The organism is Streptomyces sp. 63XJN7_1_ISO-PGPR-S23-121 (assembly GCF_056173025.1).
Window position 1 is genome coordinate 4,656,064 of the sequence record NZ_CM149653.1, and the last position, 25,133, is coordinate 4,681,196.

The window sequence follows — 25,133 nt, forward strand, 5'->3', positions numbered from 1 at the left end:
TGGGTGGACGCCGGGGGGCGGGCCTCCGCGCCTCAGGCCGCCGCGGCCCGGGGCACCTCGCGCCCGTCGTCCGCCGGGGCGGCCGTGGCGGGCTTGGGCAGCGCGGAGTCGCGCCACTCGCCGGGGGACATCCCGTAGGCGGCCCGGAACACGCGGCTGAAGTGGGTGGCGTTGGTGAATCCCCACCGGCGGGCCACGGCCGCGACGGTCCGGTCCGCCGCGTCCCGGCGGGCCAGCTCGCGCCGGCACTCCTGCAGCCGGCGGCGCCGCGTCCACCGCCCGACGGTGGTGCCCTCGGCCTGGAAGAGCCGGTGCAGGTACCGCACGGAGATCTGGTGGGCGGCGGCGATGGCCTCCGGGGACAGCTCCGGGTCGGTGAGGTGCCGGTCGATGTGGGCCCTGATGCGCGGCAGCCACGCCTGGGCCGCCGTCGGCTCGGCGGCCGCCGCCCCGGCCCGTCGGTCCTCGATCAGGACGGTCAGCAGGTCGACGACGCTGCGGGCCAGTGCCTCGCCCGTGTCCGGCGGGCAGGCCGCGGCCGTGTCCGCGAGCCGGGCCAGCAGGGGCGGCAGCAGCGAGCCGAGCGGGGTGTCCGCGCCGACGGGGGTCGCCGTGAGCCGTCGCAGGTCGGCCTCCCGCAGGCCCGCGAGCTGTCGCGGCAGGACGAGGGACGCCGTACGGGACGGCTGGTGGAACGTGATTCGGCTCGGGCGCGCGGAGTCGCAGAGGACGATCCCGCCGGGACGCAACCGGGTCTCGCGGCCGTCCTGCTCCACGTCGGCGACACCGTCGAGCAGGAGCAGGACGACCAGGCACCGGTCGTCGCCCCGGGCGATCAGCCGTGCGGTCCACGGTGCCGGTGTGGGGTGGCCGCCGGCCGTGACGACCCGCAGAGGACCCAGCAGGGCCGTGGTGGGGCCGGTGCCCGACGGCCGCCCGAGGGGTTGGGGTGTGAGTGGGTCCGGCAGCATGTTCTCCGCCCTGTTCGGTCAGTGTGTGCGGTACACAGCGTGCCGAGCGGGGCGGGTCCGGCGCATCGCGTGAATCCGCTGGATTCGCGCGTTTCCGCAGGCCGGGGCGGTACGCGCCGCGCCGGGGGCGCCGGGTGTCAGCGGCCGGTGACGGGGTCCAGGGCCAGCGTGGCGAAGGTCGCCAGCCAGTGGTCGGTGGTGAAGTCGCCGCGTTCCACGGCCGGCAGGCCCGCCGCGAGGTGTGCCTCGGCCGCCGTCTCCAGACGGCCGCGGGCGGGGCCGTCGGGCAGGGCCCCGGCGAGCGAGCGCAGCGCGGCCGCCCTGCTGAGGGTCAGGCCGAGCAGGTGGCCGATCTGCGGGTCGGCGTGGTCGGAGACCACCGGGACGTCCAGCAGCGCGCAGGGGGCGCCGGAGCCCAGCGCGGGCAGGAAGCCGTCGAGCCACGGGGCGAACTCCTCCCGCGGCAGCACCCTGCGCACCGCGTCGGCCTCGCTGAGGGCCGGGGACAGGAAGTCCTGTCCCGAGGGCTCCCAGTGCGCGGGCGCGTCGTGGTCGTCGGCGAACCAGGACAGCAGGCGTTCCCGTACGGCCCGGTCGGTCGTGGCCGACAGCTCCCCCGAGTCGAGTGCGAGACCGAGCGCGAAGGCGCTGTTGGGGTGGTTGCCGTGGCGTACGGGGTACGTCGCCTTCGGCAGCCAGTCGGCCAGCAGCCGGTCGACGGCGGTGACGGCGGGTTCCAGCGCCCGGGTCCAGCGGGCTCCCTCCGTGCCCCGGTACGCGCGGCACTCGGCGGCGAGGGCGAGCAGCCAGGCCCAGCCGTAGGGCCGCTCGAAGGAGGGGTGGTCGCGCAGGTAGGCGGCCTCGGCGGTGAGGTTGCCGGGGGTGAGGTGCCGGTCGAGTACGTCGACGGCGGGTCCGGTGTCCGGCAGTGCGGGCGTGCCGCCGTGGCGGCGCAGCAGCCGGACGAGCAGCCAGTGCATGTGCACCGAGGAGTGCCAGTCGTAGGCGCCGTAGAAGGCCGGGTGCAGGGTCCGGGGCTCGACGCGCTCGTCGGCGGAGAGGGTCAGGTGGGCCGGGAAGTTGGGGTACTCCCGGGTGATGTTGGCGAGGGCGAGCCGCGCGAAGGGGGCGACGTGAGTGCTGAGCGGCATCAGTGGGTGGCTCCCTCGGTCACTTTGAGGTCGTTGTCGGCCGGCGTGCGGGCGGCGGTGGCCAGCAGGGCGCGCAGGCCGTGGGCGACGGTGGCGGGCGGCAGGGACGGCGTCTGGCCGTCGGTGACCTGTTCCGGGGCCCAGGGGACGTGCACGAATCCGCCCCGGACGTGCGGGAACTCGGTGGCGATGAGGTGGCCGAGCCCGTAGGCGACGTGGTTGCACACGAAGGTGCCGGCGGTGTTTGACAGGGCGGCGGGGACTCCGGCCTCGCGCATCGCGGCGACGCAGGCCTTGACGGGGAGGGTGGAGAAGTAGGCGGCGGGGCCGTCCGGGACCACCGGTTCGTCGATGGGCTGCCGGCCCGCGTTGTCGGGGATGCGCGCGTCGTCGACGTTGATGCCGACGCGCTCGACGGTGACGCCGGGGCGTCCGCCCGCCTGCCCCAGGCAGAGCACCAGGCCGGGGGCGGTCGCGCGGACGGCGTCGCGCAGGGCGTCGAGGGACTCGCCGAACACGCAGGGCAGTTCGGCGGCGGTGACCGAGAGTCCGGCGGGCGGTTCGGCGGCCACCAGGGACGCCGCCTGCCAGGAGGGGTTCACGCGCTCGCCACCGAAGGGGGCGAAGCCGGTGATGAGGACGCGGGTCAAGGCACTTCCTTACGGTGGCGGGGCGGGCGGCTCAGAAGGCGAAGACCGCCATGATCACGGTGCAGCAGACGAGGAGCGCGAGCCCCGTGGGCAGCTGGGCCTTGATCGGTCCGTACTGGTCCTTCAGTTCGAGCAGGGTGGCCGGGACGATGTTGAAGTTGGCGGCCATCGGCGTGCAGAGCGTGCCGGCGAAGCCGGCCAGCATGCCGATCGCGAGGACGGCGGGTTCGTTGCCGTGCATCTGCTGGATGAGCACCGGCCAGCCGATCGCCGCGGTCATCACGGGGAAGGCGGCGAAGGCGTTGCCCATGATGACGGTGAACAGGAACATGCCGACGCAGTACGCGGTCACCGCGAGGTACTTGGAGTCGTCCGGCAGGACCTTGTTCACGAGGTCGCCGACCTGGTCGCCGACTCCCGCGGCGGCGAAGATCGAGCCGAGCACGGCCAGCAGCTGGGGCAGCAGCAGGGCCGAGCCCATGGCCTCCAGCATGGAGCGGCCGGAGTGGATCGGCACCGAGACCTTCTTCTCACCGGTGACGATCATGCCGACGACCAGTGCGGCGATACACCCGAGGCCGAGGCCGAGGAGGGTGGCCTTGCCCGTCTCGAAGAGGCCGGACTCGTCCAGCACGGAGGCGCAGACGATGGCGACGAGCGGGATCGTCAGGGCGGGGACGAAGATCTTGCTGCCGAGCCGGGCGGCGGAGGCCTCGCGCTGTGCGTCGGTGGTGGTGACCGGGACGCCCTTGCCGAGGAAGTTGAACCCGGCGAGCACGATCAGGGCGAGGACCGCGACGCCGAGCGGTTCGGCGGGCAGGGTCCAGCCGCCGTTGTCGGCGGTGGCGTTGGCGACGCCGGTGCCGTAGGGGAAGGTGAGTCCGAGCAGGCCCCAGAAGGCGGCGGACGTCCACCGCTTGGGGTTGCTGCGGTCGGTGGCCATCTGCACGGCCATGACGACGAAGACGAGGCCTATCAGCCAGTACAGCCATTCGACCTTGATCACTTCTCGGCCCCCTCGGGTAGCGGCAGGTCGTGTTCGGCCGCGGCGAGCGCCATCTCGCGCTCCAGCTGCCGGTCCATGAGCAGCAGGCGTGCGCCGTGGATGAGGAAGGCGCAGACGGCGAGCGGGATCGCCCACAGGGCCAGCTGGGTCGGTTCGATGTCCTGGTGGTAGGTGGAGTTCACGAAGCCGGTGATCAGCAGGATGGAGCCGATGGCGATGAAGCAGTCCTCGCCGAAGAAGACGCCCACGGTGTCGGCCGACGCGGAGTAGGAGCGCACCTTCTCCCGCAGTCGGTCGGGCAGCTTCGCCCCGGTCGTGCGCTCGGCGGCGGCCTCGGCCATGGGGGCCACGAGCGGTCGCACGGTCTGTGCCGGGCCGCCGATGCTGTTCAGGCCGAAGGCCGCGGTGACCTGCCGGACCAGCAGGTAGACGGTGAGGAACCGGCCGGCGCTGAGCCTGCCCAGGCGGCCGATGAGATGGCGTGCCTGTTCGCGCAGGCCGTAGCGCTCGAGCAGCCCGATCACGGGGAGCACGATGGCGTAGACGGTGACCGAGCGGCTGTCGGCGAAGGACCGGCCGAAGGCCGCGAGGACCTCCTGCGGGTTCATCCTGCCGAGCAGTCCGGTGGCGATGCCGGCGACGCCCACCACGAGGACGGGGTTGCGGCGCGTGACGAATCCGAGGATCACCACGACCACACCGAGGAGAACGATCATTCGGTGGCCTTCTTCAGGCATTGGGGGCGGGACACGGGCCCGGGATGTCGGAGCCGGCGCTGAGCTCGGACCATAACCCCGGATACGTGGCGGATGCACGGACACTAGACGATCGTTCAACGATCTAACAAGAGGTGACTTTCACATGCGGACGGCCACCGCACACTTCACTCGCCCCTTGTCGAATCGTTCAACAATCCATTACGTTGCGACGGTGATCGACCTCAACGCAGACCTCGGTGAAGGCTTCGGCCGATGGACCCTCACCGACGACGACGCCCTGCTCTCCGTCGTCACCAGCGCCAACGTCGCCTGCGGTTTCCACGCCGGTGACCCGGCGGTCATGCGGCGCGTCTGCGCCCTCGCCGCCGAGCGGGGGGTGCGTATCGGCGCCCAGGTGTCCTACCGCGACCTGGCCGGCTTCGGCCGGCGCGCCATGGACGTGCCCGCCGCCGAACTCGCGGCCGAGGTCGCCTACCAGATCGGGGCGCTCCGGGTCTTCGCGGAGGCGGCCGGAGCGCACGTGGCCTATGTGAAGCCGCACGGCGCCCTCTACAACCGCACGGTCCACGACAGCGAGCAGGCCGCCGCCGTCGTGGCGGGTGTGCGCCTCGCGGGCGGTGACCTGCCCCTCCTCGGCCTCCCGGGGTCACGCCTGCTCGCCGCCGCGGAGGACGCCGGCCTCACCGGCGTGGCCGAGGCCTTCGCGGACCGCGCCTACACCCCGGAGGGCACCCTCGTCCCGCGCCGCGAGGCGGACTCGGTGGTGACGGACGGGGACGCGGTGGTGCGGCGGGCGCTGGCGTTCGCCGTGGACGGCGCGGTCGAGGCGGTGGACGGTTCCACCGTCGCGGTCGCCGCCCGGTCCCTGTGCGTGCACGGCGACACCCCCGGCGCGGCCGGGATCGCGGCGCGGGTGCGCGAGGCGCTGGAGGCGGCCGGGGTCGGGGTCGGGGCGTTCGCATGATCCGGGACGCGCCGCTCGTCTGCCGCCCCGCCGGGCGGCACGCGCTCCTCGTGGAACTGCCCGACGCCGAGCGCACCGCCGCCTTCCACGCCGAGCTGCTGCGGCAGCGCGCGGAGGGGGCCCTGCCGCCGGTGGAGGAGATCGTGCCGGGCGCACGGACGGTGCTGCTGGACGGGGTGCGGGACCCCGAGGCGCTGGCCCGCCGGGTCGCCGCCTGGGACATCCCGGCGGGCGCCGCCGACGACGGGGCCGTCGTGGAGATCGCCGTCAGCTACGACGGACCCGACCTGCCCGACGTGGCCGCCCTGTGGGGAGTCGGCCCGCACGAGGTGGCGGCCCTGCATTCCGCCCTGACGTACCGCGTCGCGTTCTGCGGTTTCGCGCCGGGCTTCGGCTACCTCACCGGCCTGCCCCAGGAACTGCACGTGCCGCGCCGCGACACCCCGCGGACCCGGGTCCCGGCCGGAGCGGTCGCGCTCGCCGGCCCCTACAGCGCGGTCTACCCTCGCTCGACCCCCGGCGGCTGGCAGCTGATCGGCACCATGCCGGCCCCGCACCGCCTGTGGGATTCCGGGAGGGACCGGGCGGCACTCCTCACCCCGGGCACGCGGGTGCGTTTCGTCGCGGCGGAGGGTGCGATATGACCGCCCGGCTCACGACCGTGCGCGCCGGTGCGCTCACCACGGTGCAGGACGCGGGCCGGCGCGGCCACGCCCATCTGGGTGTTCCCCGCTCCGGCGCACTGGACGCGCACGCGGCGCGGCTCGCCAACCGGCTGGCCGGCAACGACCCCGACGCCGCCCTCCTGGAGACCACCCTGACGGGCTGCGCCCTGCGGCCCGACCGTGCCGTCACCGTCGTGGTCGGCGGTGCGCCCTGCCCGGTGACGGTGGACCGGCGGCCGGCCGCCTGGGGCGCGCCGGTGCGGGTACCGGCGGGCGCCGTGCTGGACGTGGGGGCGGTGACCGCGGGCGTGCGCTCGTACGTGGCCGTCGCCGGGGGCATCGCCGTGGAGCCGGTCCTCGGCAGCCGCTCCACCGACCTGCTCTCCGGGCTCGGTCCGGCGCCCCTGTGCGACGGGGACGTCCTCCCGGTGGGCGTGCCCGCGCGGCAGGCGCCGTCCGTCGCCGCCCCCTGGCCGGGCCCGCCCGCCGAACTGCTCCTCCCGGTGCGTTTCGGCCCCCGCGCCGACTGGTTCACCCCGGCCGCGCTGCGCACGTTCACCGCGGCGACGTTCCGCGTCTCCCCGCACAGCAACCGCATCGGGCTGCGCACCGAGGGCCCGGCGCTGCACCGGGCGTCGACGGGTGAACTGCCCAGCGAGGGCATGGTTCTGGGCGCGGTCCAGGTCCCGCCGGACGGACGTCCCGTGGTCTTCCTGCACGACCATCCGACGACGGGCGGCTACCCGGTGATCGCCGTCGTCGACGAGTCCGCCCTCGCCGCGGCGGCCCAGGCGGCGGTCGGGACACCGGTGCGCTTCACGCCCGGCTGACGCGCGGGGAGCCCACGGGGAGCCCGGCGGACGCCGGGGAGGCGCGGGTCCGGGGTGTCCCGGATGCCGTGAGGGGCGCGTCACGGTCGCGACGCGCCCCTCACGGCCGGGTCCGGGCGGACCCTGGGTGTCTACGCGTCCTGGGGGCGGCGCGCCGTGACGATCAGGTAGCCCACTTCGGGCATCTCCATGTTCTCCCCCTCCGCGGGCTTCAGCTTGGCGAAGACCTCCGGGTCGACCTTGGCGGCCAGTTCGGCCATGTTCTCGGCGAGCGCCTCGCCGAGCCGCCGGACCGACTGCCGGGTGGTGTTCTCACTGACGTCGACGATCTCGGCACAGCGCAGCCCGGCCTCGCGCAGCATGGTCGGGTACGTCTCGAACGACGCCGGCGACTGCGTGAGGTAGCGCTTGAGGATGCCCTCGATCACCGGTCGGCGTTCCGCCGAGATGGTCTCCCGCTCGTAGTTGTCCGTGAGCGCGAGCCGGCCGCCCGGCCGCAGTACCCGGGCCGCTTCCTTGAGCGCGGCCGCCCGGTCGGGCATCTGCATGACGGATTCCAGCATCCACACCGCGTCGAACGAGGCGTCGTCGAACGGCAGGTTCATCGCGTCGCCGTGCTGGAAGCTGACCTTGCCGCTCAGACCGGCCTCCTCGGCCAGCAGGTTGGCCTTGTCCACCTGCTTGCGGCTGACGCTGACACCGACCACCTCGACACCGGTGACCTGGGCCAGTCGCAGCGCCGGCCCACCGAGGCCGCAGCCGATGTCCAGCACCCGGGCGCCGGGGCGGACCTGCAGCCGCTCGATCATCATGTCCGTCAGACGGTTGGCGGCCTCCTCCAGTCCGGTGGAGTCCTCCTGGTTGTCCCAGAAACCGACGTGGATGTTCGGGCCGTACAGCGAGGCGTCGAACGCCCCCATCAGCTGGTCGTAGAACTGGCCGACCTGCTCACCGACGGGGGTGAAGTTCGAGGATGTCACTTTCTCTCCTTCGCATATCTGTCATCTGTGTTCCACGGAGGCGGAAGGAACGTGCCGGGCGCGAAGGCGCGCACGTCCTTCCGGCTTCCGTCTTTTCTCGCGACGAGCGATCCGGGGCACGGCGGGATGCCGTGCGCTCACATCACACGTTCTCCGCAAGCCAGTCGAGGACGGACGCGGCGGTGGCGCCCGCGTGGTCCTCCATCATGGTGAAGTGGTCGCCGGGCACGTCGGTCACGGTGACCCGGGGGCCCCATGCCGACTCCTCGTCGGTGGTCTGCTGCGACCCGGTGAACGTCTCCTCGGCCTTCACGGCCAGGATCGGCACGCCGACCGGGGCCGGGCCCCAGTTCGAGAAGAGCCGCAGGTAGCCGCCCATCGCGGTCAGCCTGCCCTCGTCCACCACACCGAACATCTTTTCGCGGTCGAACATCTTGCCGGACAGGTTGGTCTGGATCCACGGCAGCGCCTCGCTGCGCGGCAGATAGGTGTCCAGCATGACGACCGCCGACGGAGCGTTCCCGTCCTCCTCCAGCAGCCGCGCGACGGCCTGGGCGATCCATCCGCCCGACGACCGGCCGACGAGCACGAACGGCTCCTGTCCGGCGGCCCGCAGCGCCGCCTCGGCCTGCATCTCCACCACCGCGTCGACGCTTGCCGGCAGCAACTCGTCCCGGCCGAAACCGGGTTCGGGCAGCACGGTGACGTCACGGCGGCCCCGGAACCCCGCGGCGAACCTGGCGTACTCACGGGCTCCGGAGATCGCCACGAGGGACGGGAAGCACACCAGCCCCGGCGCGGTGCTGCCCTTCGACAGGCGGACCGGCTTGGGCCGGTCCGTCAGCTCGGCGGCCGTACGGAACGACGGGCGCAGCCGGGCCGCCGCCATCAGCAGCTGGGTGCCCGCGACGTACTCGCCGTCGGCGCACGCCTGCCGGTAGAGCGCCTCGATCGTCGAGCCGCCCGCTCCCCCGCCACCGGCCGCGGGTGCCGTCGGCCGTGCGGTGTCGCCGGTCCCGGCGGGCGTCTCCGGTTCGGGACCGGCGCCCGGCCGCAGCCGGCCGCGCAGGTACGCGGCGAGCGCGGCCGGCGTGGTGTGGTCGAACAGGAGGGTCGCCGGCAGGACGAGACCGGTGACGTGGTTGAGCCGGTTACGGATCTCCACCGCGGTGAGCGAGGTGATGCCCACCTCCAGGAAGGCGTGGTCGTCCTCGATCACGTCCGCGGAGTCGTGGCCGAGCACGGTCGCGGTGTGTTCGCGCACCAACTCGGTCAGGGCCCGCAGTTGTCCGGCGGGCGTCAGCCCGGCCAGCCGCTGTCCGAGCGGCGCCTGCCCCGGCTCGCGCCGCTCCGGACCGGAGGCCCGGTCGGCCGCCCGGCGAGCCGGAACCCGCACGAGTCCCCGCAGCAGGGCGGGTGTCCCGATCGAGGACGCCTGCGCCTGGAGGGCGGTGACGTCCAGGCGCACGGGCACCAGGAGCGGGTCCGTGCCCGTGGCCGCCTGCGCCACGGCCAGGTCGAAGAGGGCGAGCCCTTCAGCCGAGGAGAACGCGGCCACGCCGGAGCGGTTCAGTCGCTGCACGTCGTCGTCGCCCATGTGCCCGGTCATGGCGCTGCGTTCGGCCCACAGGCCCCACGCCAGGGAGGCCGCGGCCAGACCCTCGGCCCTGCGGTGCTGGGCCAGGGCGTCGAGGAACGCGTTGGCCGCCGCGTAGTTGGCCTGTCCCGCCGCGCCGAACACGCCGGCCGCCGACGAGAACAGCACGAACGCCGTCAACGGCAGGTCACGGGTCAGCTCGTGCAGGTTGACGGCCGCGTCGGTCTTGGGACGCAGTACGGTGTCCACCCGCTCCGGCGTGAGCGAGTCGAGGAGGGCGTCGTCGAGAGCGCCGGCGGCGTGTACCAGGCCGGTCAGCGGATGCTCGTCGGGCACGCTCGCCAGCAACTCCGCCAGTGCCGCACGGTCGGCCACGTCACAGGCCGCCAGCCGCACCGACGCGCCCAGGGCGGTCAGTTCGTCCGCCAGTTCGGCGGCACCGTCGGCCGCCCGGCCGCGGCGGCTGGTCAGCAGCAGATGGCGTACGCCGTGCTCCGCGACCAGGTGCCGGGCCACGAGGGACCCGAGGACGCCGGTGGCCCCGGTGATCAGCACGGTCCCTCGCGGGTCCCACACCGGGGAGGCGGCCGTGCCGTCGTCCGCCGCGTCCGGCGCGGCGGGCGCCGTCCGCGCCCGGGCGAGCCGTGCGGCGAGCGCCCGTCCGGCCCGCACCGCCAGCTGCGGCTCGTCGCCGCTCAGCACCTGCGGCAGCACCGTGAGCGAGGCGTCCTCGTCGTCCAGGTCCAGCAGGACGAACCGCTCGGGATTCTCCGACTGGGCCGCCCGCACCAGACCCCACACCGCCGCGCCGGCCGGGTCCACGACCCGTTCTCCGGCGCGGACGGCGATCGCCCTCCGGGTCACGAACACCAGGCGGGAGCCGGTGAAACGCTCGTCGCTCTGCCACTGCTGCGCCAGCGCCAGCGCCCGGTGCGTCACCGCGCGCACACCGTCGGCGGAGAGGGCGCGCCGCGCTCCGGACCCCGTTCCGGGAACGGCGTCCGGGCCGGGGCCGGCGTCCGGCTGGGGACCGAACGGCACGAACACCAGGTCCGGGACGCCGCCGCCCGCCGTGACGGACTCCGCGAGGGCGGACAGGTCCGTGAACAGCTCCGCGCCCGCGCCCGCCGCACCGGCCGACTTCAGGGCCGTCGGCAGCGACGTGGTGTCGTCGCCCAGCACCGCCCACCTGCGACGAGTGCCGGGTCCTTCGGCGACCGCCGCGGGAGTCCAGTCCATGCGGAAGAGCGACTCGTGGGACGTCCCGTGCTCCCGGCTGAGCTGCTCCCGGGAGATCGCCCGGGTGACGAGCGAGTCCACCGACAGTACCCGGCTGCCCGAGGCGTCGAGCGCGGTCACCGACACCGCGTCCGTTCCCGCCGGGGCCAGCCGCACGCGAAGCGCGGCCGCGCCCGTGGCGTGCAGCGACACGCCGTTCCAGGAGAAGGGGAGGCGGACGCGTCCGGTGTCCCCGTCCGGGGTGACCGAACCGGGCAGCCGCACGAATCCGCCGAACGCCATCGCGTGCAGCGCCGCGTCGAGCAGGGCCGGGTGCATGCCCAGGTGCCGGGCCTCGGGCCACTGCTCCTCGGGCAGCCGGACCTCTGCGAACACCTCTTCACCTCGGCGCCATACGGCCCGCAGCCCCTGGAACGAAGGCCCGTATCCGAAGCCGTTGCGCGCGAACCTCTCGTAGAGGCCCTCCACGTCGACCGCTTCCGCGTCGGCCGGCGGCCACGAGTCACCGTCGCCGGCGTCGGCTCGCGTCGTGCTTCCGCCGTCGTCGGCGAGGGTGCCGAGGGCGTGCCGCGTCCAGGAGTCGCCGTCCGTCTGCGAGTAGACGCTCACCGATCGCCGCCCGGACTCGCCGGGGCCGTCGACATGGACCTGCACGGAGACGGCGCCGTCCTGGGGAAGCACCAACGGCGCCTCCAGCGTCAGCTCCTCGACCCGGTCACAACCGACCGCGTCCCCCGCACGCAACGCCAACTCAACGAACGCCGTCCCCGGCAGCAACGCCACCCCGGCCACCGCATGATCAGCCAGCCACCCATGCGAACGCAACGACAACCGACCCGTCAACAACACCCCACCCGAAGCCGGCAACGACACCGCCGCACCCAACAACGGATGATCAGCAGACGCCAACCCCACCGACCTCACATCACCCGCACCCACCGCCTCCGACTCCAACCAGAAACGCTGACGCTGGAAGGCATACGTGGGCAGATCGACCCGGCGGGCACCCGTACCCGTGAACACTCCGGCCCAGTCGACGGCAGCGCCGCCGACGAACGCCTCCGCGACTGAGGTCAGGAAACGCGTAAGGCCGCCTTCGCCGCGGCGCAGCGAACCCACCGCCGTGACAGGGGTGTTGATGTGTTCCTCGGCCGTCTGCTCGACGCCCATCGTCAGCACCGGATGCGCACTGGACTCCACGAACAGACGGAAACCGTCGTCCAGAAGCACACGCAGGGTGTCGGCGAAACGGACCGTCTGACGCAGATTGCGATACCAGTAACCCGCGTCCAGCGACGACGTGTCCAGGACCCCGGCAGTCACCGTCGAATAGAACGGCACCGTGGACGACTGCGGAGCGATACCCGCCAGGTCCCGCAGGAGAACGTCCTCGATCTCCTCCACGTGCGCACAGTGCGAGGCGTAATCCACCGCCACACGACGAGCCCGAACACCCTCCGCCTCACAGGCCGCCAGCAACTCGTCCAAGGCGTCCGCATCACCGGACACAACCACCACAGCCGGACCGTTGACCGCCGCCACCGACAGACGACCCCCCCAAGCCGACAGCCGCTCACCGACCTCGTCAGCACTCAGGGATACGGAAACCATGCCACCCCGCCCGGACAGAGCCCGGATCGCCTTGCTACGCAGCGCCACCACCTTCGCCGCATCCTGCAACGACAGCGCACCCGCCACACACGCGGCCGCGATCTCCCCCTGCGAATGACCGATCACCGCAGCCGGCTCGACACCGTGCGAACGCCAGACCTCGGCCAGCGACACCATCACAGCCCACAACACCGGCTGCACCACATCAACCTGACCCAGCCAGGCATCGGCATCCGCCTCCCGAAGGACATCGGTCAGCGACCAGTCCACGAACGCGTCGAGGGCCATCGCGCACTCTGCCATCCGCTCCGCGAAGACGGTCGAGGACTCCAGCAGTTCGGCCGCCATACCGGCCCACTGCGAGCCCTGCCCCGGGAACACGAACACCGCCCGGCCGTCCGAGCCGCCGGCCCGCCCGCGGACCACGCCGGCAGTCTCACGGCCCTCGGCCAGCGCCCCGAGACCCTTCGCACCGTCCAGGACCACGGCCCGGTGCTCGAACACCGAACGCGTCGTCGCCAACGACAACCCGACATTCACCGGTGACAGGTCCGCCCGCTCACCCACATACTCGGCCAGACGTCCGGCCTGCGCCCGCAAGGCGGCCTCGGACTTCGCCGACACCACCCACGGCACCACCACCGGCGGCTCCGCGACCGCCGTCGGCTTCTCGTCCGCGCTGGGAGCCGGAGCCTGTTCGAGGATGATGTGGGCATTGGTGCCGCTGAGTCCGAAGGACGACACTGCCGCCCGGCGCGGTCGGCCGGTCTCGGGCCACGGTGTGGCGTCGGTGAGCAGTTCGACGGCTCCGGCCGTCCAGTCGACGTGCGGGGTGGGCTCGTCGACGTGCAGCGTCTGCGGCAGCAGCCCGTGCCGCATCGCCAGCACCATCTTCATGATGCCCGCGACACCGGCCGCGGCCTGGGTGTGCCCGATGTTCGACTTGATCGAGCCGAGCCGCAGCGGTTGGTCCTCGGGGCGGCCCTGGCCGTACGTCGCCAGCAGGGCCTGCGCCTCGATCGGGTCGCCCAGCTTCGTGCCCGTACCGTGCGCCTCCACCACGTCGACCTCGGCCGCCGGCACTCCAGCGTTCGCCAGCGCGGCCCGGATCACCCGCTGCTGCGACGGACCGTTCGGCGCCGTCAGACCATTGCTCGCACCGTCCTGGTTCACGGCCGAACCCCGGACGACGGCCAGCACCTGATGCCCGTTGCGCCGGGCGTCGGACAGCCGCTCCAGCAGCAGCATGCCCACGCCCTCACCCCAGCCGGTACCGTCCGCGCCCGCCGCGAACGGCTTGCACCGGCCGTTCGTGGCCAGACCGCGCTGACGGCTGAACTCCACGAAGGTGGCGGGGGTCGCCATCACGGTGACACCGCCCGCCAGCGCCAGGGAGCACTCACCCTGGCGCAGCGACTGGGCCGCGAGATGCAGGGCCACCAGTGACGACGAGCACGCCGTGTCGATCGTCACGGCGGGGCCTTCGAAGCCGAAGGTGTAGGAGATGCGGCCGGAAGCGATGCTGCCGGATCCACCCGTAGCGAGGTAGCCCTCGGCGCCCTCGGGGATGCTCTGCAACTGGGAGCCGTAGTCGTGGTACATGAGGCCCGCGAAGACGCCGGTGGCACTGCCCCGCAGGAGAGCGGGGTCGATGCCGGCCCGTTCGAGGGTCTCCCAGCTGGTCTCCAGCAGCAGTCGCTGCTGCGGGTCCATGGCCAGCGCCTCACGCGGCGAGATGCCGAAGAACGCGGGGTCGAAGTCACCGGCCGCGTGCAGAAAACCGCCCTCGCGGACGTAGCTCTTGCCGTCCGTGTCCGCGTCGGCGTCGTACAGTCCTTCCGCGTCCCAGCCACGGCCCTCGGGGAAGCCGGAGATGGCGTCCTCGCCCTCGGCGAGCAGGCGCCACAGTTCCTCGGGGGTGCCGACACCGCCCGGGAAGCGGCAGCCCATGGAGATGATGACCACCGGATCGTCGTCCTCGCCGCTTCGGCCGGAGGAACCGTGCACGCCGGCGGCGCCGACGGGGAGGTCGTGGCCGGTGGAGCGGGCCGGGTCCGCCAGGCCGGTGAGCTCCTCGTGGAGGTGCCGGGCCAGGGCGGCGGGGGTCGGGTAGTCGAAGACCAGGGAGGCGGGCAGGCGCAGGCCCGTGGCCGTGGTGAGCCGGTTGCGCAGTTCCACGGCCGTCAAGGAGTCGAAGCCGAAGTCCTGGAAGGCACGTGCCGGCTCAACGGCCTCCGCCTCCGCGTGTCCCAGGACCGCTGCCACGTTCCGGCGTACGAGGCCCAGCACGAGCCGTTCACCGTCGGCGGGCGAGGAGCCGGTGAGCTGTTCGCGCAGTTGCGACGAGCTGCCGTCCCGGGCTGGGCCGGCGGAGCGGTGGTTCGTGAACCGCACCAGGTCGCGCAGTACGTGCGGCACGTCCCCACCGCGGGATGCCTGCACCGGGTCCAGGCGCAGGGGGACCAGCACGGGCGTGTCCGCCGCGCAGGCGGTGTCGAACAGCGCCAGCCCCTCTTCGGGGGACAGCCCCCGCACACCTGAGTGGGCGATGCGGCGCAGGTCGGCACCGGCCAGGTCGCCGGCCATCCCGCCGTCCGTGTCCCACAGGCCCCAGGCGAGGGACAGGGCGGGCAGGCCGTCGGCGCGCCGACGCCTTGCCAGAGCGTCGAGGAACGCGTTGGCGGCGGCGTAGTTGGCCTGGCCCGCCGTGCCGAAGGTGCCCGCTGCCGAGGAGAACATGACGAACGCCGACAGGTCGAGCTCCGCGGTCAGCTCGTGGAGGTTGACCGCCGCGGTCACCTTCGGCCGCAGCACCGCGTCCACGCGTTGCGGGGTGAGCGAGTCGAGGACGCCGTCGTCGAGCACGCCGGCGGCATGCACCACCGCGCGCAGCGGACGGCCGGCCGGAATGGCCGCCAGGACCGCCGCGAGTTCCTCCCGCTCCGCCACGTCACAGGCCGCCCAGGTCACGGAGGCGCCGGCGGCCGACAGCTCCGCGGTCAGTGCGTGAGCACCGTCGGCTTCCGCGCCCCGGCGGCTCACCAGCACCAGGTGCCGGACGCCGGACGCCGTGACGAGATGGCGTGTGACCAGTCTGCCCAGGCTGCCGGCGGCGCCCGTCACCAGGACCGTGCCCTGCGGGTCCCAGGTCGCCGAGGGCTCGGGCTCCGTCGCGGTGGTGCGGACCCGGTCCAGGCGTGCGGCCAGCAGGCTCCCGTCGCGGATTTTCACCTGTGGCTCGCCGCAGGACGCTGCGGCGGACAGGAGCGACAGGTCATCGGCGGTCAGCTCCGGCGGCGCCGACCCAGCGGCGGCCGTACCGGCTTCCAGGTCGACGAGGACGAAGCGGCCGGGGTGCTCGGTCTGCGCGGTCCGCACCAGGCCCCATACTGCGGCCGCCGCGAGGTCCGCGACGTCGTGGGCGTCCTCGTCCGTCACCGCGCCACGGGTGGCGATCAGCAGCCGCGAGTCGGCCAGTCGCTGCTCCTCCAGCCAGCCCTGGATCAGGTGCAGGACCCGGTGCACGGCGTGCCGCACCTCGTCGGCGTTCACACCGGGCGCGGGCGACACCAGGCAGGCGACCAACGGGGGCACCGCCGCGCCCTCGTCGAGGGTCGCGCGCAGCGCGTCGAGGTCCTCATGGAACGAGGTCCGGTCGAGCGCTTCCTCCGCCCAGGCGTCCCGGGACGCGAGTCCGGTGCCGTTCAACAGGGCCGGCGCGGCCCCGGCATGTCCCGTGAGCGCGTCGGCACCTGGCACACGGCTCCAGCCCAGCCGGAACATCGACTGGTGCAGCATGCCGCCCGCGGCGCTGATCTGCTCGGCGGAGACGGGACGGGTCACCAGTGAACGCACCGCGGCCACCGGTTCGCCGGTCCGGTCCGTCACCTCCATGGTCAGGTCCGAGCCGTCGGCTCCGCCAGGGGTGAGGCGCACGCGCAACTCGGAGGCGCCGGTCGCGTACACCGACACACCGCTCCAGGAGAAGGGCAGCCGGACAACGGCCGTTCCGTCGGACGAGTCCGACGGGCCGGCCGCCGCTCCCATGGCGTGCAGGGCGGCGTCCAGCAGCGCCGGGTGCACGCCGAAACGGCTCGCTGCGGGTTCCGTGTCCTCCGGCAGCCGGATCTCCGCGAACACCTCGGTTCCCCGCCGCCATACAGCCCGCAGGCCCTGGAAGACGGGGCCGTACTCCAGTCCCGTCCCGGCCAGCCGCTCGTAGTACCCGTCCAGGGCGACGGCCTCGGCGTCGTGCGGCGGCCAGGTCCGGTCCCCGGGTTCCGGGTGCGGTTCGCCGGGTGCGACCCGGCCCGTCGCATGCCGGACCCATGGACCGTCCTCACCGTCCGGGCGCGAATGCACGGTCACGGCCCGGATGCCGGAGGCGTCGGCGTCGGCGTCGGCCACAGACACCCGCACCTGTACGCCGCCGTGTTCCGGCAGCACGAGGGGGGCCTCCAGCGTCAGTTCCTCGACGCGGCCGCAGCCGAAACGGGTGCCGGCGTGGAGGGCCAGGTCGACGAAGGCCGTGCCCGGCAGCAGCACGGCTCCCAGCACCGTGTGATCCGCCAGCCAGCCATGGGTCGCCAGCGACAGACGGCCGGTGAAGAGGCAACCGTCGGAGTCGGGCAGAGCAACCGCCGCACCGAGGAGAGGGTGATCTGCCGCCCCCAGACCGGCCGAGGTCACGTCACCAGCCGACGGGGCTGCCTGAAGCCAGTACCGGTCGCGTTGGAAGGCGTAGGTGGGCAGGTCCACCAGCCGGGGACGGGACGGGGCGAGGAAACCAGCCCAGTCCACCGCATGGCCCCGGACGAACACCTCCGCCAGGGCCCGCACCATCGAGTCGGCCTCATCACGGTCCTTGCGCAGGACCGGAGCGAACAGCAGCTGTGGGGCGCATTCCGCGCCCATGCCGGACAGGACACCGTCCGGGCCGAGCTCGAGGACGGCCGTCACTCCGTGCTCGGCCAGATGCGTCACCCCGTCGGCGAAGCGCACCGCCTCCCGCACGTGCTGAACCCAGTACTCCGGATCGCACACCACAGCCGCATCCGCCAGCCCACCCGTCACGTTCGACAGAACCGCCAGCTTCGGCGCCTCATACACCACCGACCGGGCGACCTCGCGGAACTCGGCCAGCATCGGCTCCATCAACGGCGAATGGAACGCACGCGAGACCCGCAGCCGACGCACCCGCCGCCCCTCACCCCGCCACAGCCCTTCCAACTCCGAGACTTCCGTCGCCGCACCGGAGACGACCACAGCAGTGGGGCCGTTGACCGCGGCGACATCCACACTCTCCCGGTCTGCCAGCGCAGCCCGGACCACCGACTCCTCAGCCTCCACCGCCAGCATCGCCCCACCCTCGGGCAACGCCTGCATCAACCGGCCACGCGCCGCCACCAGCACACACGCATCTTCGAGGGACCACACCCCGGCCACATACGCGGCAGCCAGCTCACCGATGGAATGCCCGCCCACCACATCAGGACGCACACCCCACGACGACACCAACCGGAACAACGCCACCTCGACCGCGAACAGAGCACACTGCGTGAACTCCGTCGCATCCAGCACCCCGTCGCCATCGCTGAAGACCACCTCACGCAACGACCGCTCCAACAGACCGTCGAAGCCCGCGCACACCTCGTCGAAAGCGTCCGCGAACACAGGGAAGGCCTCATACAACTCCCGGCCCATCCCCACCCGCTGACTGCCCTGACCCGAGAACAGCACCGCCAACCGACCCGGCACCACCTGCCCCCGCACCACACCCGCGGACTCACCACCCGCGGCCAGCACCCCCAAGCCGTTCAGCCCGTCCAGCACGACGGCCCGGTGCTCGAACACCGACCGCGCCGACACCAACGACCAACCCACATCAACGGAAGCCACATCCGCGCTCTCACCCACGAACGCCGCCAGTCGCCCAGCCTGCGCCCGAAGCGCCGCCTCGGACTTCCCCGACACCACCCACGGCACCACCACCGGCGAGTGCTCGCTGGTGGGTTCCTCTTCGACAGCTGGAGCCTGCTCCAGGATCACGTGCGCGTTGGTGCCGCTGATACCGAACGACGACACACCCGCCCTGCGAGGTGCCTCACCCTCAGGCCACGGAGCCACCTCGGTCAGCAGCTCGACGGCACCAGCGGACCAGTCCACCTGCGGGGAAGGCTCATCGACGTGCAGGGTGCGGGGCAGCGTGCCATGGTGCATCGCCAGCACCATCTTCATCACACCAGCGACACCCGCCGCGGCCTGGGTGTGCCCGATGTTCGACTTGACGGAGCCGAGCCGCAGCGGTCGGTCCTCCGGACGGTCCCGTCCATAAGTGGCCAGCAGCGCCTGCGCCTCGATCGGGTCACCCAGCTTCGTCCCCGTACCGTGCGCCTCCACCGCATCGACCTCAGCGGCCGACAGCCCGGCATTGGCCAGCGCGGCCCGGATCACCCGCTGCTGCGACGGACCGTTCGGCGCCGTCAGACCATTGCTCGCACCATCCTGATTGACAGCCGAACCCCGCACGACCGCCAGCACCCGGTGCCCATTGCGCCGCGCGTCCGACAGCCGCTCCAGCAACAGCATCCCGGCGCCCTCGGAGAACCCGGTGCCATCCGCACCCGACGCGAACGCCTTGCACCGGCCATCAGGAGCAAGACCCCGCTGACGGCTGAACTCCACGAACAACGCCGGCGTCGCCATCACCGTCACACCACCGGCCAACGCCAGCGAACACTCCCCCTGCCGCAGCGACTGCACCGCCAGATGCAACGCCACCAACGACGATGAACACGCCGTATCCACCGTCACCGCAGGACCCTCGAAACCGAACGTGTACGAGATCCGCCCCGAAGCGATACTGCCGGGGCTGGGCGAGCCGGGTGTGCCGTCGGGGCCCTGCAGGAGACCGTAGTCGTGGTGCATGATCCCGGCGAAGACACCGGTCTGGCTGCCGCGCACCAACGCCGGGTCGATACCCGCACGCTCCAGCGCCTCCCACGACGTCTCCAACAGCAACCGCTGCTGCGGATCCATCGCCAACGCCTCACGCGGCGAAATACCGAAGAACCCAGGATCGAAATCACCGGCGTCGTAAAGGAAACCACCCTCACGGGCATGGATCTTGCCCGGCGTCTCGGAGCCGGGTTCGTAGAGTTCCTCGATGTCCCAGCCGCGGTCGTCGGGGAAGGCGGCCATGGCATCCGTACCGCGCTCGAGAAGCCGCCACAGCTCCTCCGGCGTACGCACACCACCCGGGAAACGACAGCTCATCGCCACGATCGCGACCGGCTCGTCCACCACCGAAGCCGCCGTACGCCCCGAACCGACCGCGGGCCGCACAATCCCCGCACTGCCGTCCACCGCGCTCGCCGACACCAACTCCGCCAGCAGATGACGCGCCAGCACCACCGGCGACGGATAGTCGAACACCAACGTCGCCGGCAACCGCAGCCCCGTGGCCCCGTTCAACCGATTCCGCAACTCCACCGCCGTCAACGAGTCGAAACCCAACTCCTTGAAGGCTCGCTCGCCATCGACCGCGGTGTCGTCGGCGTGTCCCAGGACGGCGGCGACGTGCGTGCACACCAGCGTCTTCAGGGCGTCGACCCGGTCGGCCTCCGCCAGGGGCACCAGGCGCTGCCACAGCGCCGAGGTGCCGGCCGCGCCGCCGGGTGCCTCCACCGTACGGCGGGCGGGTATGCGCACGAGGTCCCGCAGCAGCGTCGGTGTGGTGCCCGTCGCGGCCTGGGCGCGCAACGCGGCCAGGTCGAGGCGTATGGGCAGCAGGACCGCGTCCACCGTGTCGGGGTCGGTCGCCGTGGTCACCGCGGCGTCGAACAGGCTCAGGCCCTCGTCGGAGGTGAGGGCGGCGATACCGGCGCGGCGCATGCGGCGTACGTCCTCGTCGGCCAGGTGGCCGGTCATCCCGCTGCGCTCGGACCAGAAACCCCAGCCGAGCGAGACCGCGGGCAGGCCGTGTGCCCGCCGATGTGCCGCCAGGGCGTCGACGAAGGCGTTCGCCGCCGCGTAGTTGCCCTGTCCGGCGCCGCCGAACGTACCGGCGGCTGAGGAGAAGAGCACGAACGCGGACAGGTCCAGGTCCCGGGTCAGCTCGTGCAGGTGCACGGCCGCGTCCACCTTCGGCCGCAGCACCGCGTCGATCTGATCGGGTGTGAGGGAGGTGATGACGCCGTCGTCCAGGACACCGGCCGCGTGCACGACAGCGGTCAGCGGATGTTCGGCGGGCACCGTCCGCACCAGGGCCGCCAGTGCCGGCCGGTCGGCGGTGTCGCAGGCCTCGATGGTCACCGAGGCACCCAGGCCGGTGAGTTCGGCGGCCAGTTCCGCGGCGCCGGTCGCCGCCCGGCCGCGACGGGACACCAGCAGCAGGTGCCGTACGCCGTGTTCCGTGACCAGGTGCCGGGCCACCAGCGCGCCCAGGGTGCCGGTGGCGCCCGTCAGGAGGACCGTGCCTTCCGGCCGCCAGGCCGGGCCGGACCCGTCCGTGGCCGGGGTTCCGGCGCGGGCGACTCTCGGGGCAAGCAGTTCGCCCGAGCGTACGGCGATCTGCGGTTCACCGGTGGCGAGCACCGCGTCGAGCACCCCGCCCGGCACCTCGTGCCCGTCCACGTCACACAGCACGAACCGCTCCGGATGCTCCGCCTGCGCGGACCGCACCAACCCCCACACGGCAGCAGCCGCCAGATCGGTCACATCCTCACCCGGCACAGCGGACACCGCACCCCGGGTCACCACCACCAGACGCGACCCGGCGAACCGCTTCTCACCCAGCCACTCCCGCAACACCTCCAGCGCACGACGCGTCACCGACCGCACCACGGCCGGATCACCCACACCGGCACCCGAACCAAAGCCGTCGTCCGCGTGCGTCGTGAAGGAGGCCAGAACGACGTCCGGCACGGCCGTCGCGCCCGCCTCCACAGCCGCTCGCAGCTCCGCCAGCTCGGGATGGGCCACGGTCGCCGGGGACGTGGCCGGGGTTTCCGTCGCGACCCTGCGCCAGGTGAGGCGGAACATCGCCTCGTCGGTGATCCGCGCCGACGCCCTCAGCTGCTCGAGCGACACGGTGCGCGTCGTCAGCGACGTCACCGCCGCGACCGGCGCTCCGGTGGTGTCCGCGACGAACACGGACACGGCTTCCGTTCCGGCCGGGGCGAGCCGTACGCGCAACGAGGTCGCGCCCGTGGCGTACAGCGAGACGCCTTTCCAGGCGAAGGGCAGGCCGGGACGCCGCTCATCGCCGTCCGGCTCGAGTTCTCCGGTTCCCGCCAGGGCGTGCAGGGCGGCGTCGAGCAGCGCGGGGTGCATGCCGAAACGGCTCGCGTCGGCTTGGTGCTCGTCGGCGAGGGCGACCTCGGCGAACACCTCGTCCCCGCGCCGCCAGGCCGCACGTACGCCCTGGAAGGCCGCGCCGTACTGGAGACCGGTGGCCGCCAGCCGCTCGTACAGGTCGTCCACCGGGACCGGCTCCGCACCGGTCGGCGGCCAGATGGCCAGTTCCGCGGAGACGGAGGTCTGCCCGCCGCCACTTGCCGGGCCTGCGGTCAGCGTGCCTGCGGCGTGCCGCGTCCACGGGCCCTCGGTCTCGCCCTCCGGCCGGGAGAACACCGCGACCGGACTCCGTCCCGCCGTGTCCGGTGCACCGACCGTCAACTGCACCTGTACAGCGGTGTCGTCGGGCAGGACCAGCGGCGCTTCCAGCGTGAGCTCCTCCAGCTGGTCGCAGCCGACCGCGTCCCCGGCGCGCAGCGCCAGCTCCACGAACGCCGTACCCGGCAGCAGCGTCGTCCCGCCCACGGCGTGATCGGCAAGCCAGGGGTGCGTGCGCAGCGACAGCCGGCCCGTCAGCAGGAAGCCTTCCGAGTCGGCCAGAGCCACGACCGCTCCCAGGAGCGGATGGTCGGCGGAGCCCAGCCCCAACCCGGAAGCCGACTTCTGGCTCACCGCAGGGCCGGTGTTCTCCAGCCAGTAGCGCTCGCGCTGGAAGGCGTAGGTAGGCAGGTCGACGCGCCGGGCACCCGTACCCCTGAACACTCCCGCCCAGTCGACGGCCGCACCGCCGACGAACGCCTCCGCGACAGAGGTCAGGAAACGCGTAAGGCCGCCCTCGCCGCGGCGCAGCGAACCCACCGCCGTGACAGGTGTGTTGATGTGTTCCTCGGCCGTCTGCTCGACGCCCATCGTCAGCACCGGGTGGGCGCTGGACTCCACGAACAGACGGAAACCGTCGTCCAGAAGCACACGCAGGGTGTCGGCGAAACGGACCGTCTGACGCAGATTGCGATACCAGTAACCCGCGTCCAAGGACGACGTGTCCAGGACCCCGGCGGTGACCGTGGAGTAGAACGGCACCGTGGACGGCTGGGGACTGATCGCGGCCAACTCCCGCAGGAGAACGTCCTCGATCTCCTCCACGTGCGCACAGTGCGAGGCGTAATCCACCGCCACACGACGAGCCCGCACACCCTCCGCCTCACAGGCCGCCAGCAACTCGTCAAGGGCGTCCGCATCACCGGACACGACCACCACAGCCGGACCGTTGACCGCCGCCACCGACAGACGACCCCCCCAAGCCGACAGACGCTCACCGACCTCGTCAGCACTCAGGGATACGGAAACCATGCCACCCCGCCCGGACAGAGCCCGGATCGCCTTGCTACGCAGCGCCACCACCTTCGCCGCATCCTGCAACGACAGCGCACCCGCCACACACGCGGCAGCGATCTCCCCCTGCGAATGACCGATCACCGCAGCCGGCTCGACACCGTGCGAACGCCAGACCTCGGCCAGCGACACCATCACAGCCCACAACACCGGCTGCACCACATCAACCTGACCCAGCCAGGCATCATCACTACCGGCGTCACGGACAAGGTCAGTCAACGACCAGTCCACATACGGCTCCAGAGCTGCCGCGCACTCGGCCATCCGCTCCGCGAAGACGGGCGAGGACCCCAGCAGTTCGGCCGCCATACCGGCCCACTGCGACCCCTGCCCCGGGAACACGAACACCGCACGGCCGTCGGTACCACCGACCCGTCCGCGGACCAGGCCGACGGTCTCACGACCCTCGGCCAGCGCTTCGAGACCAGCCAGCCCATCCAGCACGACGGCCCGATGCTCGAACACCGACCGCGTCGTCACCAACGACAGCCCGACATCCAGCGGTGACAGGTCCGCGCGCTCACCCACATGCTCGGCCAGACGTCCGGCCTGCGCTCGCAGCGCGGCCTCGGACTTCGCCGTCACCACCCACGGCACCACGACCGACGTGACGCCGGTAGAGGACTCCGCGGCCGGCTCCTCCTCGACAGCCGGTGCCTGCTCGAGAACCACGTGCGCGTTGGTGCCGCTGATACCGAACGACGACACGCCCGCCCGACGAGGTTCCTCGCTCTCCGGCCACGGCATGGCGTCCGTCAGCAGTTCGACGGCACCGGAGGACCAGTCCACGTGGGTCGACGGCTCGTCGACGTGCAGCGTCTGCGGCAGCAGCCCGTGCCGCATCGCCAGCACCATCTTCATGATGCCCGCGACACCGGCCGCGGCTTGCGTGTGCCCGATGTTCGACTTGATCGAGCCGAGCCGCAGCGGCCGGTCCTCCGGACGGTCCTGGCCGTACGTCGCCAGCAGCGCCTGCGCCTCGATCGGGTCACCCAGCGTCGTCCCCGTACCGTGGGCCTCGACCACGTCGACCTGCTTGGCGGAGATCCTGGCGTCCGCGAGGGCCGCGCGAATCACGCGTTGCTGCGAGGGGCCGTTCGGCGCCGTCAGGCCGTTGCTCGCGCCGTCCTGGTTGACGGCGGAGCCGCGGATCACGGCGAGCACCGGGTGCCCGTTGCGCCGGGCGTCGGACAGCCGCTCCAGCAGCAGCATGCCGACACCCTCGCCCCAGCCGGTGCCGTCCGCGCCCGCCGCGAACGGCTTGCACCGGCCGTCGGGGGCGAGGCCGCGCTGGCGGCTGAACTCCACGAAGGTGCCGGGGGTGGACATCACGGTGACACCGCCGGCCAGCGCGAGCGTGCACTCGCGTCGGCGGAGGGCCTGGCCGGCCCAGTGGAGAGCCACCAGGGACGACGAACAGGCCGTGTCGACGGTGACCGCCGGGCCTTCCAGGCCGAGGGTGTAGGCCACCCGGCCGGAGGCGATGCTGCCTGCCGTGCCGTTGCCGAGGTACCCCTCGACGCCCGGGGGGAGGGACTCCAGACCGGTGCCGTAGTCGTGGTACATGACCCCGGCGAAGACACCGGTGCGGGAGCCACGTACCGAGGCGGGGTCGATGCCGGCCCGTTCGAAGGTCTCCCAGCTGGTCTCCAGCAGCAGTCGCTGCTGCGGGTCCATGGCCAGCGCCTCGCGCGGAGAGATACCGAAGAACGCGGGGTCGAAGTCACCGGCCGCGTGCAGGAAGCCGCCCTCACGGGCGTAGCTCTTGCCCACGGCGCTCGGGTCGGCGTCGTACAGTCCCGCCACGTCCCAGCCGCGGTCCTCCGGGAAACCGGAGATGGCGTCGGTGCCGGCGGACACCAGCCGCCAGAGCTCCTCCGGGGAGCGCACGCCACCCGGGTAGCGGCAGCTCATCGCCACGATGGCGATCGGCTCGTGATCCGCGGTCTCCGCCTCCTGGAGGCGTTGCCGCGTCTGGTGCAGTTCGGCAATGACTCGCTTGAGGTAATCCCGGAGCTTTTCTTCGTTGCTCATCGCGCGTTTCCCATCAGAGGCAGATCA

The 25,133-nt window shown here is 72.6% G+C and carries 10 protein-coding genes; 3 read left to right on the forward strand and 7 right to left on the reverse strand.

Translation table 11 applies throughout. From position 1 onward, the window contains the following. Window positions 1–32 precede the first annotated feature (32 nt). The 5 genes from AC0VYN_RS20970 to AC0VYN_RS20990 all read right to left on the reverse strand — a co-directional run bounded on the left by AC0VYN_RS20970 (window position 33) and on the right by AC0VYN_RS20990 (window position 4,494). On the reverse strand, window positions 33–971 hold the full coding sequence (locus AC0VYN_RS20970; protein ID WP_475532201.1) for a helix-turn-helix domain-containing protein: 939 nt from the start codon (window positions 969–971) through the stop codon (window positions 33–35). A gap of 137 nt (window positions 972–1,108) precedes the next feature. Then, window positions 1,109–2,122, reverse strand: a complete 1,014-nt coding sequence (locus AC0VYN_RS20975; RefSeq protein WP_475532202.1) for a DUF2891 domain-containing protein — start codon at window positions 2,120–2,122, stop codon at window positions 1,109–1,111. Beyond that, on the reverse strand, window positions 2,122–2,772 hold the full coding sequence (pcp, locus tag AC0VYN_RS20980) for a pyroglutamyl-peptidase I (RefSeq protein ID WP_475532203.1): 651 nt from the start codon (window positions 2,770–2,772) through the stop codon (window positions 2,122–2,124). Before pcp ends, AC0VYN_RS20975 begins: the two co-directional genes overlap by 1 nt. 31 nt (window positions 2,773–2,803) lie before the next feature. Next, window positions 2,804–3,778 carry a DUF979 domain-containing protein gene (locus tag AC0VYN_RS20985; protein WP_475532204.1) on the reverse strand — a complete coding sequence of 325 codons (975 nt, stop codon included), beginning with the start codon at window positions 3,776–3,778 and terminating at the stop codon, window positions 2,804–2,806. Next, complete coding sequence (locus AC0VYN_RS20990) at window positions 3,775–4,494, reverse strand: DUF969 domain-containing protein (RefSeq protein WP_475532205.1); 720 nt, start codon at window positions 4,492–4,494, stop codon at window positions 3,775–3,777. The genes AC0VYN_RS20985 and AC0VYN_RS20990 overlap by 4 nt, the downstream gene beginning before the upstream one ends. A gap of 214 nt (window positions 4,495–4,708) precedes the next feature. Here AC0VYN_RS20990 and AC0VYN_RS20995 point away from each other — a divergent pair, with 214 nt between their 5' ends. The 3 genes from AC0VYN_RS20995 to AC0VYN_RS21005 are packed head-to-tail and all read left to right on the forward strand — an operon-like array spanning window position 4,709 to window position 6,956. After that, complete coding sequence (locus AC0VYN_RS20995; protein WP_475532206.1) at window positions 4,709–5,461, forward strand: LamB/YcsF family protein; 753 nt, start codon at window positions 4,709–4,711, stop codon at window positions 5,459–5,461. Continuing rightward, entirely contained in the window at window positions 5,458–6,105 is a 648-nt protein-coding gene (locus AC0VYN_RS21000; RefSeq protein ID WP_475532207.1) for a 5-oxoprolinase subunit B family protein, read from the forward strand. The genes AC0VYN_RS20995 and AC0VYN_RS21000 overlap by 4 nt, the downstream gene beginning before the upstream one ends. Continuing rightward, a complete protein-coding gene (locus AC0VYN_RS21005; protein ID WP_475532208.1) occupies window positions 6,102–6,956 on the forward strand; it encodes a 5-oxoprolinase subunit C family protein in 855 nt (284 codons plus the stop codon). The genes AC0VYN_RS21000 and AC0VYN_RS21005 overlap by 4 nt, the downstream gene beginning before the upstream one ends. A gap of 131 nt (window positions 6,957–7,087) precedes the next feature. Here the strand turns inward: AC0VYN_RS21005 and AC0VYN_RS21010 are convergent, their stop codons facing one another. Both AC0VYN_RS21010 and AC0VYN_RS21015 read right to left on the reverse strand, forming a co-directional pair. Beyond that, window positions 7,088–7,936 (reverse strand): SAM-dependent methyltransferase, encoded by an 849-nt coding sequence (locus AC0VYN_RS21010; RefSeq protein ID WP_475532209.1) that lies wholly within the window; start codon window positions 7,934–7,936, stop codon window positions 7,088–7,090. A 142-nt stretch (window positions 7,937–8,078) separates the two neighbouring features. Then, window positions 8,079–25,106 carry a type I polyketide synthase gene (locus AC0VYN_RS21015; protein ID WP_475532210.1) on the reverse strand — a complete coding sequence of 5,676 codons (17,028 nt, stop codon included), beginning with the start codon at window positions 25,104–25,106 and terminating at the stop codon, window positions 8,079–8,081. Between the last annotated feature and the right edge of the window lie 27 nt (window positions 25,107–25,133).